This is a genomic window from Brucella pituitosa, assembly GCF_003049685.1.
GTDB lineage: Bacteria > Pseudomonadota > Alphaproteobacteria > Rhizobiales > Rhizobiaceae > Brucella > Brucella pituitosa.
Genome location: NZ_PYSY02000001.1, coordinates 2,058,719 through 2,070,733, shown reverse-complemented (window position 1 = coordinate 2,070,733; position 12,015 = coordinate 2,058,719). Strand labels below are relative to the sequence as shown.

Below are 12,015 nucleotides of genomic sequence, written 5' to 3'. Positions count from 1 at the left end.
GACTTTGCCCAAAAATCCGCTCGTTGATTTTGTTATGCGTTCAAAAGCAAACTGCCGCAAAATGGAGCGATCCATTTGCGGCAGGGATTGGTTTCAAAGAGCGCTGAATTTTAGGCGTGTGCTTCCTCGACATGGTTCAACGCCTTCTGCTGCTTGATGGCTGCAGCCTTGACTGCAGCCTGCACCTTTTCAAATGCACGAACCTCGATCTGACGCACACGTTCGCGACTGATGCCGAATTCGCCGGAAAGGTCTTCCAATGTCATTGGATCTTCCGACAAGCGGCGTGCCACAAAAATACGGCGTTCGCGTTCGTTGAGCGTATCCATCGCCTGTTCGAGCAGCGAGCGGCGGCTTTCCAGCTCGTCCTGTTCAATCAGGACCTGTTCCTGACTGCTGCTGTCATCGACCAGCCAGTCCTGCCATTCGCCTGATTCACCTTCACTCGCGCGCAGAGGCGCATTGAGCGACGCATCACCGGACAGACGACGGTTCATCGAAACCACTTCGTCTTCGCTGACCTGCAACTTGGTCGCGATCTGCTTTACCTGATCCGGGTTGAGATCGCCGTCATCAAGCGCCTGAATTTTGCTCTTCATCTTGCGCAGATTGAAAAACAGGCGCTTCTGATTGGCAGTCGTGCCCATCTTCACAAGGCTCCACGAGCGCAGGATATATTCCTGGATCGAAGCCTTGATCCACCACATTGCATAAGTTGCAAGGCGGAAGCCGCGTTCTGGTTCAAAGCGCTTGACTGCCTGCATCAGGCCGACATTGCCTTCAGAGATCACTTCGCCGATCGGCAGGCCATAGCCGCGATAGCCCATTGCAATCTTCGCAACGAGGCGAAGATGGCTTGTTACCAGCTTATGGGCGGCTTTCGGATCGGTATGTTCATGATAACGCTTCGCCAGCATATATTCTTCTTGCGGCTGAAGCATTGGGAAACGACGAATTTCTTCAAGATAACGGGTAAGGCCACCGTCACCGGATGTGATGCTGGGGAGATTAACCTGGGCCATAGAGCACCCTCCTTTATAATTTCAGGCTCCCATGTGGCGAACCTGTCGCGGGGGCTGCCTCCTGCACTTCCCTCACGCGAGCCTCCATATATAGGCACGATTTTGGCAAAAACACGATCTTTAAACTCATGAAACAATCTGTCACTAGAATGTGAACAGCAAGGGAGCATATGCGTCGATGATGCCGCAATAGGCGTTCTTGCTCAGACAGTTCCATGAGTGGCCTAAAACGAGCCCTATATTCTTTACAGACTTATATAGAGTAGCTGCGGAAACTTTCCAGAAGGTGCTCCATATCTTCCGGCATTGCGGCTTCAAAGCGCATCAGCTCTTCTGTTGCAGGATGTGTGAAAGCGAGAAGCCAGGCGTGCAGCGCCTGCCGGTGGAAGCCGTGTACGGCGTTCTTTAGCGGTTCTGGCAGCTTATTGGCTTTAGTTTTGTAGGCGCTGCCATAATCCATGTCGCCGACAAGCGGATGGCCGATATGGGCCATGTGAACGCGTATCTGATGCGTGCGGCCTGTTTCAAGGCGGCATTCGACCAGCGAAGCAAGCGAGGTCGCATCTTCCTGCGGTGCAAATTTCTCTATTGTTGAATAATGAGTTACTGCGTGCCGCGCATCTTCGCGTTCTTCTTTCACGACAGCTTGTTTGGTGCGATCGCGATGGGAGCGACCAAGATGCGCATCAATCACACCTTGCGGGCGCTCAGTCATGCCCCAGACGAGTGCAAGGTAAGCGCGTTCGAGATCACCCGTGCGGCCATGGTCAGCAAACTGTTCGCTCAGGTGGCGATGCGAAAGATCGTTTTTGGCGACGACCATGACACCGCTTGTGTCCTTATCCAGACGATGAACGATACCCGGACGGCGAATTCCTCCAATGCCGGACAAGCTATCGCCACAATGATATATGAGGGCATTAACAAGCGTTCCCGTCCAGTTGCCGTTGCCCGGATGGACAACAAGGCCAGCTGGCTTGTTGATGACGATGAGATCATCGTCTTCATAGAGAATATCCAGCGGGATGTTCTCGCCTTGCGGGTCGGCAGGTTCAGGCTCTGGCAGCACGATGGCAATCTTCATGCCTTCGCGCAGCTTTTGTTTTGCGCCGCTGGCGGGAACACCATCGAGGGTCACGTGACCCTCAGCAATCAGGGACTGGACGCGACTGCGGGAGAGTTCCGGCCCCAATGCTGCGGCCAGCCACTGGTCTAATCTTTTGCCCGCAGCGTCTAGGTCGGCAATTAGTTCTTTCAATTGTCTCTTCCCTTCGTTATCACGCGCCCACGCGGGTGCATGAACCGGAGTCATTTAATGCAGGATCCACACTATCCCCGATATCAGAATCAGCAGGATTCAGGATATCAGGACTATCAGCAGGGTTATTATCCGGAACCGCAACAGCCGGAACCCCCGCTTGATCCAGCGATGGAGAAAGTCCGTCGCAAGATGATCCGTCTGCTTGCAGTTTCCATCGGTGTCATGTTGATTGGTCTTATGGCTGTGCTTGTCGCAGTTGTCTACAAGATCAATCGCGCGCCAGACGCCAGCGAAACAGAAGCTGCGCGTTCAGACATTCCGGGACAGGCTGCAATTGCACCCTCGCTGCCTGAGCCAGTCAAGCTGATTGAATCGCAGATTGAGCTTGCGCCGGGCACACGCCTGTTGTCGCAGAGCCTTTCCGGTCAGCAGCTTTCGCTGGAAACTTTGCTGCCAGATGGCGGTACTGAGATTATCGTTTACGATTATCGCGAGTCCCGTATCGTGGGCCGCATCAAGCTCGGCAATGTCGAGTAATTATGAGTTCGAGGGCGGCAGTTCTGTCGCCCTTTCAATTTCAGTCGGCATTGCGCTTTTGACCTGTCAGGTCTATATCAGCGAAAGCTACTTGGCTCTGCGCCCATCGTCTAGCGGTTAGGACGGCGCCCTCTCACGGCGCAAACAGGGGTTCGATTCCCCTTGGGCGTACCAGCAAAATCAATCATTTAGCCGTCATCCGATGAAAGTTTTCCAATAACCGTCGATAAGCGGTTTCTGAGAATGGATATAGCTGTGTCTTTATGTCCGTTTAGGCGGTAGGGCGCGACAATCTCTTATTCGGTTGCCTATCAGTAAATCTCGATTTTTTATTGCGCGCGAAACGCCGACAGGGGGGCTGCATAAGATTGTGCAGATCTCCTCCCTAATATTTAGGAGGCCTCGTAAAACTCGATAAAGCATCCGAAACAGTGCTTCTGTCTTTGGCCTATTTGTGAGCCTTTCATAATCACTGACTATAGTGCAACTTGAGTGCGGCACCCAAATAGATACGAGAGGATAGACCGACATGAGTGATAAACCAACGAACAACCCTTTCGATGGCCCTCAAATGCAGGACACCCATTATCATCACGCTGATATGTCGGGTACGAATTTTGACGGCGTAAATCTAACAGGGGCACGGTTCTATGCTGTTTTAAGCAAAGCAAAATTCAATGATGTGAATTTAAGCGAGGCAGAGTTTGACGATGTCAATCTGACAGCAGTGCGTTTTAATAATGTCAACATGTCCAGCTCCACCATTACAAACGCCAACATGACGGGCTTGAATATCAGCGGCGTTACATTGGTGGATGCCAACATCACAGATGCGGATCTGACCGGAATGCGTATCAATGGCGTTCTCGTTTCCTCGCTTTTCGAGGCTTACGAACAAGCCAAATCCGGTGAGGACTAGGACGCATAGAGGTTCCCACCGCTGGCAGAAAGCTGATGGCTCAAATCTGCACTATGTCTTAGTAAAGGGTATCACAACCCTGCGGCGTCTGGTCTGTGTCCGCAGCGGTTAATATGGCTGCATCGGGTCAACGTGAATGTTGCCGTCATTGTATACTTGGATTTTCAAATCGGGGTTGCCTTTGATGATTTCATACTCAACCCCTTGCCGCATTTTCCATTGATAGCCCTTTTCAGGGCGGCCCGAAGAAACAGGTTCCCATTTCATTTCCGAAATTGGTTTGCCTTCACCCCACCTGTTTTCTTTGCTGGCGAATACTTTGCTCGGAGTGTCGCCCTTATCTCGCAGGTTGAAATCGTAATAATTCTTACGGTCTTGCAATAGGATTGCTTTTGCATTTGTCAGCTTAACACCCTTATTATCGACCTTATCTTTCTCGCTGATATGAGCGCTGTAGCTGTCAATAAGCTTGGGTGCTGCTGTCTGCTGTGGAACCGCGGCAATATGTGCCGAACTGCTTTCTTTGGATTTGTCGCTTGTTGTGCATGCCGTGACCGATGCAACCGCGCAGATGCTTACAATGATTGGAATAAATCGCTTCATGGTTGCCCCCTGTTTGCCGCAAGCTGGCAGAGGCGCGGCGGGTGGTCAAGCACAACCTTAAATGAAATTTTACCCGGCATCAGTTATTCACGCGCCAGTTAAATCAACGGGGTTTGGGTAAATGGATATGGCACCGTTAATAGGCATTGCTTCAATTAAATAGGCCCTTTTTTGCGAATTGACGTTGGTTCAATTTGGCGAAACGCTTGTGCTTACAGACTGATGTAACCCACCCCTCCTGCATTCCGTGCAAACGTTGCTTAGAGCGGGTTTCAATCTGATTGAATCAGATTGCGCTCTAACTTTTTGTTTTAACGCGCATCTTTTCCGGAAACCGTTTCACACTTTTCGGGATGCGCTCTAAAGAGTTGGATAAATGGCATTAAGCCATTACAAGTCTACTCCTGATCAAAGACATTCGACGACAGTTTAAGAGTTGAACACTGAGGGTGAAAATGCGTCATACGAAATACTCCGCTGTCTTGTGCGCTGCTTTAGGGATTTACGCGTTCCCCCAGGTGCCAGCGCTAGCTCAAGCAGGGTTTGACTGCGGAAAAGCTTCGACGGCAATGGAAAAGGCAATTTGTTCCAAGCCAGACATTGCCGAAGCGGATCGCGCTATGTCGATTGCTTATTCTGCACTGATTGAAAGAGCCGATCCTACATTGAAGGAAGCACTTCGCAACGATCAGAGCGCCTTTATCAAGATTCGGGCTGAAGCATTTGAAAGCAATCTGTCTAATCTGGAAAATAGGCTGACCGGCTTGCTGGACCGGACAGACATGCGTGCAGAATTCCTCAATTGGATTTCAGTCACAGATAACTCGTCTCTTGAAGGCAACTGGAGCAATGCATGGGGTGCCATTGAGGTAGAAAAGAAACCATCAGGCCAACTTGCTGTGAATGTCAATGTTGCAGATCAGGCCAATGGGACCTGGGTGTGCAGTTTCGAGGGTGTGATTGAGCAGAAATCGGCTGGTGAAGCCGAATTTAAGGGTGAGGGCGGTCCTCTGGTGTTACGTCTGGAAGGGGCAACGCTGAATATTCCGACCCCGTTCTGCGATGAGTCTACGTCAGGTGGCTTTGGCACCGCAGCCGGCACCTATTTTCGAGTGGGCGCACCATAGGTGGTGGCGACTGCTTATGATGGTGCCTTCGGCTATCGGGCCTTATCCAGTTGAGATTCTAAGGTTTGAGTAGTGGCCCGCATAAGGCTGATGGTTCGGAAACATATTCGGGGAATTGACTGGGCATGGATCAGGCAAAACCTATCAGGAAGCGAAACTGGTGCTTCTCGGCGATTGCATCCCTGATCTTTGGCGCAATAACCGCTTTCATTTTCTATTATCTCGCTTTCTTCGGCGTCGGTAACGACGGATATCTGGTCGTATTCTGCGTCTATACCGCGCCAGTGGGGATCATATTCGGTCTCTGGGGTTTGTTTTATTGGCGCAGCTTTGTGGCATTCATCGGCATTGTTCTGAGCCTCTCACCGCTCGCCTATTTGTGAATTTTCAGTTGTGAGATTTGCGCATTCTTCTGAAAGGAAGTGAGGCGGCACAGGCGCAGGATAAAATGGTCTGGGGAGATGTTCTCCATTCCAGTTGCAAAAATTTGCAACTGGAGCATTGCCGGTGCATAATCCGGGCATGAGTGAATCGTACAAAAAACCCGATTATGAGCAGGAGTTGAGGCAGGCTGGTGTCCGCATTACACGACCACGCCGGATCATCCTCAACATATTGACCGAGACGGAAGATCACCCGGATGCGCTGGAGATTTTTCGGCGCGCGGTTGAGATTGATAATAGCATTTCGCTATCGACCGTTTACCGAACTATGAAACTGCTGGAAGAACTGGGTGCTATTCACCGCCATGCCTTTGCTGGCGGGCCGTCTCGGTTCGAGCAGGCAAGCGGCGCCCATCATGACCATATCATCGATATGGATAGTGGCGATGTGGTCGAATTCCGCTCCGACAAGATTGAAAAATTGCAGGAAGAAATCGCCCGCTCGCTGGGATATGAGATTGTTCATCATCGCCTCGAACTTTATTGCAAAAAAATAAAATCCTGAGGGAACCAAATCCCTCAACCGGCGTTTTTGGGATATGGAGACTGCAACCCGCCCCGCAAGCAGACTTCATTGTTCGCTTCAATCTCCCCGTATGAAGTGGACAGCGAGAATGCCGCGCAGACGCCCCCCGTTTATGCAGCTGGCGTTCCGCATATTCAGAGTTAAGCCGTTGTGGTCAGGACCATGACGGCTTTTCTTTTGTCGCGTGGAATGGATTGATGTGCCGGATCGGCCTGAATGCTTAGGCTTGTTTTTAAGAATCGAATTGTTCTGCGGGAACCGTAAGAGAATAGACAGCCCCTGCGCCATCCACGCGGTACTCAGCATGGCCACCCACCGCAGAGGGAACAATGCGTTGCAGAACGGCACTGCCAAAGCGTGGATCATGTTGATAGACTTCGGGCATGGACGGATTGGTTTCTTCCCAATGAAAAACCAGCTCTTCGTCGCCTTTTTCCGTGCGTTGGATTTTTGCAGAGATGACGACGCGACCGTAAGGGATCGAAAGCCCACCAAAAGATGTCGCATTGATGATCAGCTCATGCAGAGCAAGCCCCACATGCAATGCAGCTCCGGGAAACAGATAAGGATTGTCACTTTCGATGATCAGGCGCTCGTCGTTAATGTCGATATATTTCTCGATTTGCGAGCGAACAAGATCCAGGAACAATGCGCCATGCCAATTGGAATCAGTCACCAGATCCTGGGAATAGGAAAGCGACTGGATACGGCCGCGGAATTTTAAAAGGAAGTCATCGACAGAATCGGTGAAACGAGCCGTTTGGCTGGCGATGCTCTGCACAATGGCGAGCAGATTTTTGGAGCGGTGACTGACCTCACGCAACAATGTTTTCAGCACTTGTTCGCGGCGTTTCAACTCGCTGATTTCAAGGGCCGTGGTGACCAGCCCAAGTACATTACCACCAGAATCACGATCACAATCAATGTGAAATTCTATCCAGCGAAGCTTGTCGCCATCATTGATGGCCAGTTCGACATTCTGTGCGATTCCGGTTTCAAGTGCTGTGCGCTTGGCGTGATCAAGCCGTGACATGGATGTAGAGAAGATAAAATCGCAGTCCTGCCCGCCGGCCTTCCATTTTTCCTGCCAGTAGGAAGGGATGTTTTCACCCCAGGCGTAGCGGAGATCAGGTGTTTGATAGAGAACGCAAACATTGCTGTTCCGCACGGCCCTTAATAATGCGCGCAAACGTGAAGCATCCGGCTCTGTTTCATTGAGAGATGGGTTTGCTGCTGTCATGAATGCCTCAACTGCCGCCCGTGGTAGAATGAAAACGATTTGGTGATCGATAAAATTGCGTTCTGAAATGATGAGTTCAATAATGTCTGATTGTTGTGAAAACGACTGATTGCGCCATTGGCCAGAACCAAAGAGGGGGCCAGAGCCGAAAAAGGGGCCAGAGCCACAAAACGACGCGATCTTTTCAGAAGCTGACGGAGGGCTGAAATCAGCCCCCTATCAGCGGTGTTCTTTCTCTCCGTTACGCTTTGCGGATCGCCGAAGCAATCAGCGATATGACGAGCAGCGCAAGGAATACGAAGAACAGAATCTGTGCAATACCGGCTGATGCACCAGCGATGCCGCCAAAGCCCAAGGCACCTGCTACCAGAGCCACGACGAGAAAAACGACAGCGTAATAAAGCATTTTGGGTCTCCTCTTCATTGATTGAAAGGGAAACGTCCGGTGTATGCCTTTGGTTCCTCGGAATAGACAATTTGCAGGTCCAGACCCAAAATAATCACGCGTTTTCAAGCGGATGATTGTCTGCTGAAAGCCAATGCCCCTGAAAAGACTTCTCCTTTACAGGGCGCATCGACTGACGGACTCTACGTCGTGGTTTCAGGCTGCGACCTGAGCGGCTTCCTCAAAAAACAGGGCTTGGCTGATAAGCGCCTTGACCATGTCGGGATTGAACGGCTTCGTCACAAGGAAGGTCGGCTCTGGCCGCTCACCCGTGAGCAGGCGTTCTGGGAAGGCTGTGATGAAGATCACTGGAACAGTATCATCCTGAAGGATTTCATTGACCGCATCGATGCCCGAGCTTCCGTCTGCCAGCTGAATATCTGCAAGCACCATGCGCGGCTTTTCTCGCTTGTAAAGCGCGAGTGCTTCGTCCTTGGTGCGCGCAATGCCAACCACTTCATGACCCAGACTTTCGACCATCTGTTCAATGTCCATGGCAATCAGCGGTTCATCTTCGATAATCATGATGCGGGTCGCGACCTGCTTTGAGATTTCAGTGGAAGCAGCGGCCAGAATCCGGCCAAACTCACCTTCTTCCAATTCGAGAATCTCAGCTGCCTCACGGTCATTGAAGCCTTCGACTGCGACGAGCAGAAATGCCTGGCGGGGCAGAGGGGCGATGTGGGACAAGTTCCGTGCTGCCTGCTTTTCCCATGCAAATTCAGAAGCAGGTTCCGGTATCTGGATGGACGCCGTTTTATAGAGATTGCAGAACAGCCGATAAAGGGCAATCCGGTCGGCGGATGCGGGCGGGAAGATGCTGATATCGGCGATCAATGCTTCCAATGTAGCTGCTACATAGGCATCACCTGATGCCTGCGAACCCGTCAGGGCGCGTGAAAAACGGCGAAGATAGGGAAGGTGCGGCGCAATACGCGTCGATAACGTCATGGTTCTTGGACTCCTCAGTGCCGCAATTCTTGTTTTTCTAACACTTACTGTCAGGCCTGAATGCCTTTGGAGAATGTTATAGAGCGCGGCATTATGGTACGAAAACGTCACCGTTTGAAAATAGTTCCACGAGAAAGTGACAATTCGGGGAACTTTTTGAGAGTGGGCGCATTTAGCCTGTGAATGCTGGGGCTTGGTATTATTGAAACAGGGCTTAATGCCTAGAATGAACAAGAGATGACGAACAAGAAAAACCTTCAAGCGAACGGAGCCCAGATACGGCTCAATGGGCGCGTCCGGAAGGACATTTTGGGGCCGAACTGTGAGGTCGGGTTAAAACTCAAGGCGCTTTATACTTCGATACAGGACGAGACAATTCCAGATCGTTTTCTCGATCTTTTGGAAAAACTCGATCAGGCTGAACAGGAGAGTACGCGTGAGCAGAGCACAGGTTCCGTCGGCTGAGGAGATGGCGCAATTCAAGCGTGAACTTCTGGCATCGTTGCCGAGTCTGCGTGCGTTTGCAATTTCGCTGATCGGTCAGCATGACCGGGCTGACGATCTCGTTCAGGATACAATAATGAAAGCCTGGGCCAAGCAGGAATCCTTTGAGTTGGGTACCAACATCAAGGCTTGGCTGTTTACGATCCTTCGTAATGAATTTTACACGCAAATGCGCAAGCGCGGTCGTGAAGTGCAGGACACGGATGGTGTGTTCAGTGAACAGCTTGCAGTGCATCCCTCACAATATGGCACGCTGGATTTGCAGGATTTCAAGGCAGCTCTCGAGCAGTTACCAGATGATCAGCGTGAAGCAATCATTCTGATTGGTGCGTCGGGCTTTGCCTACGAGGAAGCTGCCGAAATTTGCGGATGTGCTGTCGGCACGATCAAAAGCCGTGTCAGCCGGGCCCGCACGCGCCTGCAGGAGATATTGCAGATTGAAGGTGACGCAGACTACGGACCTGATGCCAACTCCTCCCGCGTGACTTTGAGAAGCTTTGCTTAGGTTCTGTGGAGGATTCGTTTTGAAGCGTGGTATGGATGAAAATAGCACAGGTTTAGGAGCAAAACTGGGCCATTTTCACCATATCCCTTTAGGAGGTGGCGGATTTTCTCTCTGAATGCGTCGAGCAGCCCTTGTGGAGATACACTCCACGGCGTCCTGTTCTCCTGTTCAGAAACAGAATCCGTCTCACGCCACGCCCAAAAACCTAAATCCCCTCAGACCCTAGAGTAGTTCCGACGCAAAACCGCTTCACACTTTTGCTGGAAATGCTCTGAGCGCTTTTTAAGCATTAGCTACTTGAAGATTTCTCTCTACTAATATTTGCTTGTAAAGCCAGTGCCGGTGATCCGTAGCGATCGTCAGCGCTGGTTTGCGGCTTCAAAACGTTGCAGCGCCATCTGTTTCAGGCGTCCTGGCGCGTGAGGCTTAAGCGTAATAGTTCTATTGTGGATTGACCTTTGGCATCAGCCTTTTCAAATCGTCTTTTAAAGCCTTCCGTTCGGCCGATAGCATTCATCGTGTCGCTTAGTCTGGTCCTGTTGTCGGCGCTGATAACACTGTTCCTTTCCTATGGCGTTAACAGTCAGGTCGTTGATATTTCGAAGAATTTCGAACTGCGCGAGCAAGTCAGCCGCGTCACGCGTATCGCCTATAATATTGAGATGAGCCGCCGCGGTTATCTTCTGACCCTGGATGATGCCTATCTCGAGCTTTACCAACACTCTATCGTCAATATTGATCAAACGCTCTCCGATCTTGCTTTGTTGACGGAAGGCAATCCGCAACAGGATGTGCGCGTCAAAAAGATCAGGGCGCTGGTCGAGCGTGCACATGATGATGTGCGAACCACAGTCAATCTTGCCAAGGCAGGCAAGGTTCAGGAAGCTATCGAAAAAGTGCGCGGTGATGAGGGCAGGCTCCTCATGGACCAGCTTTCTGATACCGTATCGCAGTTCATTGCCACTGAAGAACAGGAACTTGCCGAGCGTAACGCCCATATTCACCAGATGCGTTACTGGCTGACAGCGACTTCGATTGTCGCGCTTGCCTCTGCCGTTATGCTGAGTTTTTTGCTTTTCTCACGCGTTCAGCGCGCAGCACGGGTTCTTTTTGAAGGGCAGTCAGCCTTGCTGTCGGAAAAAGAACTTCTCGAACAGCGGGTGAGTGAGCGGACAGCCGAGTTGGAGAAAGAACGCGCCATCGCTGAAAGGGAGCGTCAGCGCGTCGAGATTCTTTTGCAGGATTCCAACCATCGTATCGGCAATTCCCTTGCCACTGTTTCATCGTTGCTTGGATTGCAATTGCGACAGACGCGCAGTGAAGAAGCGCGCTCTGCCCTTTCTGCCGCCCGTGATCGTGTGCAAACGGTTTCTACCGCTCACCGCAGGCTTCGTCTTGGCGAAGATATGGAATCGACGCGTATCGACGAATTCCTGGAAACCGTTATCGAGGATATTCGCAATGCTATCGGTGAAGACCGCAAGATCAGTTTTCAGACTGATTTTGCGCCGCTCGATCTCAAGGCCCGTGACGTCACGACCGTTGGCATTATTTTGGGCGAACTTATCACCAATGCCGTCAAGCACGCCTTCAAAGGGCGGCAAGAGGGGCAGATTGCGGTGAGCTTCAGATATGATGGTGAAACCGGAATACCGGCACTGATCGTTGAAGATAACGGCGTTGGCTGGCTGAGAGGCGACGCTGAGAACGCCAAAGAGCAGACCGGGCTCGGGACGCTGGTCGTCGAGCAGCTTTGCATGCAGTTCGGTGAAAAGCCTGTCTATGAAATCTCGGAAAGCGGTTCTGGCACACGTGTTATTGTGCGGCTTTCCTCACTCGCTAAAGCAAAAGAAGATCGGGAAAGCGAAGTCGCCGGATAGCAGAGGACAGCAACAAAAAAGCAGCTCTCGTTTATCACAGGAGCTGCTTTTT

General features: G+C 51.3%; 14 protein-coding genes and 1 tRNA gene. 9 read left to right on the top strand and 6 right to left on the bottom strand.

The annotated features are described in order from the left end of the window. Positions 1-110: 110 nt before the first annotated feature. Positions 111-1,022, bottom strand: coding sequence for an RNA polymerase sigma factor RpoH (gene rpoH, locus C9380_RS10235; protein ID WP_024895697.1), 912 nt, complete (start codon positions 1,020-1,022; stop codon positions 111-113). A gap of 253 nt (positions 1,023-1,275) precedes the next feature. Then, a complete protein-coding gene (locus tag C9380_RS10230; protein ID WP_210249786.1) occupies positions 1,276-2,334 on the bottom strand; it encodes an RluA family pseudouridine synthase in 1,059 nt (352 codons plus the stop codon). A gap of 3 nt (positions 2,335-2,337) precedes the next feature. Here C9380_RS10230 and C9380_RS10225 point away from each other — a divergent pair, with 3 nt between their 5' ends. The 3 genes from C9380_RS10225 (at position 2,338) to C9380_RS10215 (ending at position 3,739) form a co-directional block, all read left to right on the top strand. Then, a complete protein-coding gene (locus C9380_RS10225) occupies positions 2,338-2,820 on the top strand; it encodes a hypothetical protein (RefSeq protein ID WP_128093484.1) in 483 nt (160 codons plus the stop codon). 99 nt (positions 2,821-2,919) lie between these two features. Then, positions 2,920-2,994: transfer RNA gene (locus tag C9380_RS10220), tRNA-Glu, on the top strand. Positions 2,995-3,349: 355 nt separating this feature from the next. Further along, on the top strand, positions 3,350-3,739 hold the full coding sequence (locus tag C9380_RS10215; RefSeq protein WP_100558609.1) for a pentapeptide repeat-containing protein: 390 nt from the start codon (positions 3,350-3,352) through the stop codon (positions 3,737-3,739). 108 nt (positions 3,740-3,847) lie between these two features. Here the strand turns inward: C9380_RS10215 and C9380_RS10210 are convergent, their stop codons facing one another. Further along, positions 3,848-4,342, bottom strand: coding sequence for a hypothetical protein (locus C9380_RS10210; RefSeq protein WP_100558610.1), 495 nt, complete (start codon positions 4,340-4,342; stop codon positions 3,848-3,850). Positions 4,343-4,797: 455 nt separating this feature from the next. Between C9380_RS10210 and C9380_RS10205 the strand changes: the two genes are divergently transcribed. From C9380_RS10205 to C9380_RS10195, 3 genes are all read left to right on the top strand, one after another. Next, positions 4,798-5,469, top strand: a complete 672-nt coding sequence (locus tag C9380_RS10205) for a lysozyme inhibitor LprI family protein (RefSeq protein WP_128093483.1) — start codon at positions 4,798-4,800, stop codon at positions 5,467-5,469. Positions 5,470-5,594: 125 nt separating this feature from the next. Next, positions 5,595-5,852 carry a hypothetical protein gene (locus C9380_RS10200; RefSeq protein WP_210348105.1) on the top strand — a complete coding sequence of 86 codons (258 nt, stop codon included), beginning with the start codon at positions 5,595-5,597 and terminating at the stop codon, positions 5,850-5,852. Positions 5,853-5,991: 139 nt separating this feature from the next. Continuing rightward, entirely contained in the window at positions 5,992-6,417 is a 426-nt protein-coding gene (locus C9380_RS10195) for a Fur family transcriptional regulator (RefSeq protein ID WP_024895691.1), read from the top strand. A 253-nt stretch (positions 6,418-6,670) separates the two neighbouring features. Here the strand turns inward: C9380_RS10195 and C9380_RS10190 are convergent, their stop codons facing one another. From C9380_RS10190 to C9380_RS10180, 3 genes are all read right to left on the bottom strand, one after another. After that, positions 6,671-7,678: a sensor histidine kinase gene (locus tag C9380_RS10190; protein WP_024895690.1), complete on the bottom strand. Its 1,008-nt coding sequence runs from the start codon at positions 7,676-7,678 to the stop codon at positions 6,671-6,673. Between the two features lie 241 nt (positions 7,679-7,919). Beyond that, positions 7,920-8,084 carry a DUF1328 domain-containing protein gene (locus C9380_RS10185; protein ID WP_024895689.1) on the bottom strand — a complete coding sequence of 55 codons (165 nt, stop codon included), beginning with the start codon at positions 8,082-8,084 and terminating at the stop codon, positions 7,920-7,922. 195 nt (positions 8,085-8,279) lie between these two features. Then, positions 8,280-9,074 carry a response regulator gene (locus C9380_RS10180; RefSeq protein WP_128093482.1) on the bottom strand — a complete coding sequence of 265 codons (795 nt, stop codon included), beginning with the start codon at positions 9,072-9,074 and terminating at the stop codon, positions 8,280-8,282. Positions 9,075-9,311: 237 nt separating this feature from the next. On the opposite strand from C9380_RS10180, the gene C9380_RS10175 reads away from it, so the two are divergent. From C9380_RS10175 to C9380_RS10165, 3 genes are all read left to right on the top strand, one after another. Next, entirely contained in the window at positions 9,312-9,539 is a 228-nt protein-coding gene (locus tag C9380_RS10175) for a NepR family anti-sigma factor (RefSeq protein WP_024895687.1), read from the top strand. A 4-nt stretch (positions 9,540-9,543) separates the two neighbouring features. Beyond that, positions 9,544-10,083: an RNA polymerase sigma factor gene (locus C9380_RS10170; protein ID WP_036566548.1), complete on the top strand. Its 540-nt coding sequence runs from the start codon at positions 9,544-9,546 to the stop codon at positions 10,081-10,083. 458 nt (positions 10,084-10,541) lie between these two features. Next, positions 10,542-11,963: a sensor histidine kinase gene (locus C9380_RS10165; RefSeq protein ID WP_128093481.1), complete on the top strand. Its 1,422-nt coding sequence runs from the start codon at positions 10,542-10,544 to the stop codon at positions 11,961-11,963. The last annotated feature ends 52 nt before the right edge of the window (positions 11,964-12,015 follow it).

Bases quoted from the DNA above. Each gene is read 5' to 3' on its own strand.
- rpoH (WP_024895697.1), bottom strand. From the start codon at position 1,022: ATGGCCCAGGTTAATCTCCCCAGCATCACATCCGGTGACGGTGGCCTT.
- C9380_RS10230 (WP_210249786.1), bottom strand. From the start codon at position 2,334: ATGACTCCGGTTCATGCACCCGCGTGGGCGCGTGATAACGAAGGGAAG.
- C9380_RS10225 (WP_128093484.1), top strand. From the start codon at position 2,338: ATGCAGGATCCACACTATCCCCGATATCAGAATCAGCAGGATTCAGGA.
- C9380_RS10215 (WP_100558609.1), top strand. From the start codon at position 3,350: ATGAGTGATAAACCAACGAACAACCCTTTCGATGGCCCTCAAATGCAG.
- C9380_RS10210 (WP_100558610.1), bottom strand. From the start codon at position 4,342: ATGAAGCGATTTATTCCAATCATTGTAAGCATCTGCGCGGTTGCATCG.
- C9380_RS10205 (WP_128093483.1), top strand. From the start codon at position 4,798: ATGCGTCATACGAAATACTCCGCTGTCTTGTGCGCTGCTTTAGGGATT.
- C9380_RS10200 (WP_210348105.1), top strand. From the start codon at position 5,595: ATGGATCAGGCAAAACCTATCAGGAAGCGAAACTGGTGCTTCTCGGCG.
- C9380_RS10195 (WP_024895691.1), top strand. From the start codon at position 5,992: ATGAGTGAATCGTACAAAAAACCCGATTATGAGCAGGAGTTGAGGCAG.
- C9380_RS10190 (WP_024895690.1), bottom strand. From the start codon at position 7,678: ATGACAGCAGCAAACCCATCTCTCAATGAAACAGAGCCGGATGCTTCA.
- C9380_RS10185 (WP_024895689.1), bottom strand. From the start codon at position 8,084: ATGCTTTATTACGCTGTCGTTTTTCTCGTCGTGGCTCTGGTAGCAGGT.
- C9380_RS10180 (WP_128093482.1), bottom strand. From the start codon at position 9,074: ATGACGTTATCGACGCGTATTGCGCCGCACCTTCCCTATCTTCGCCGT.
- C9380_RS10175 (WP_024895687.1), top strand. From the start codon at position 9,312: ATGACGAACAAGAAAAACCTTCAAGCGAACGGAGCCCAGATACGGCTC.
- C9380_RS10170 (WP_036566548.1), top strand. From the start codon at position 9,544: ATGGCGCAATTCAAGCGTGAACTTCTGGCATCGTTGCCGAGTCTGCGT.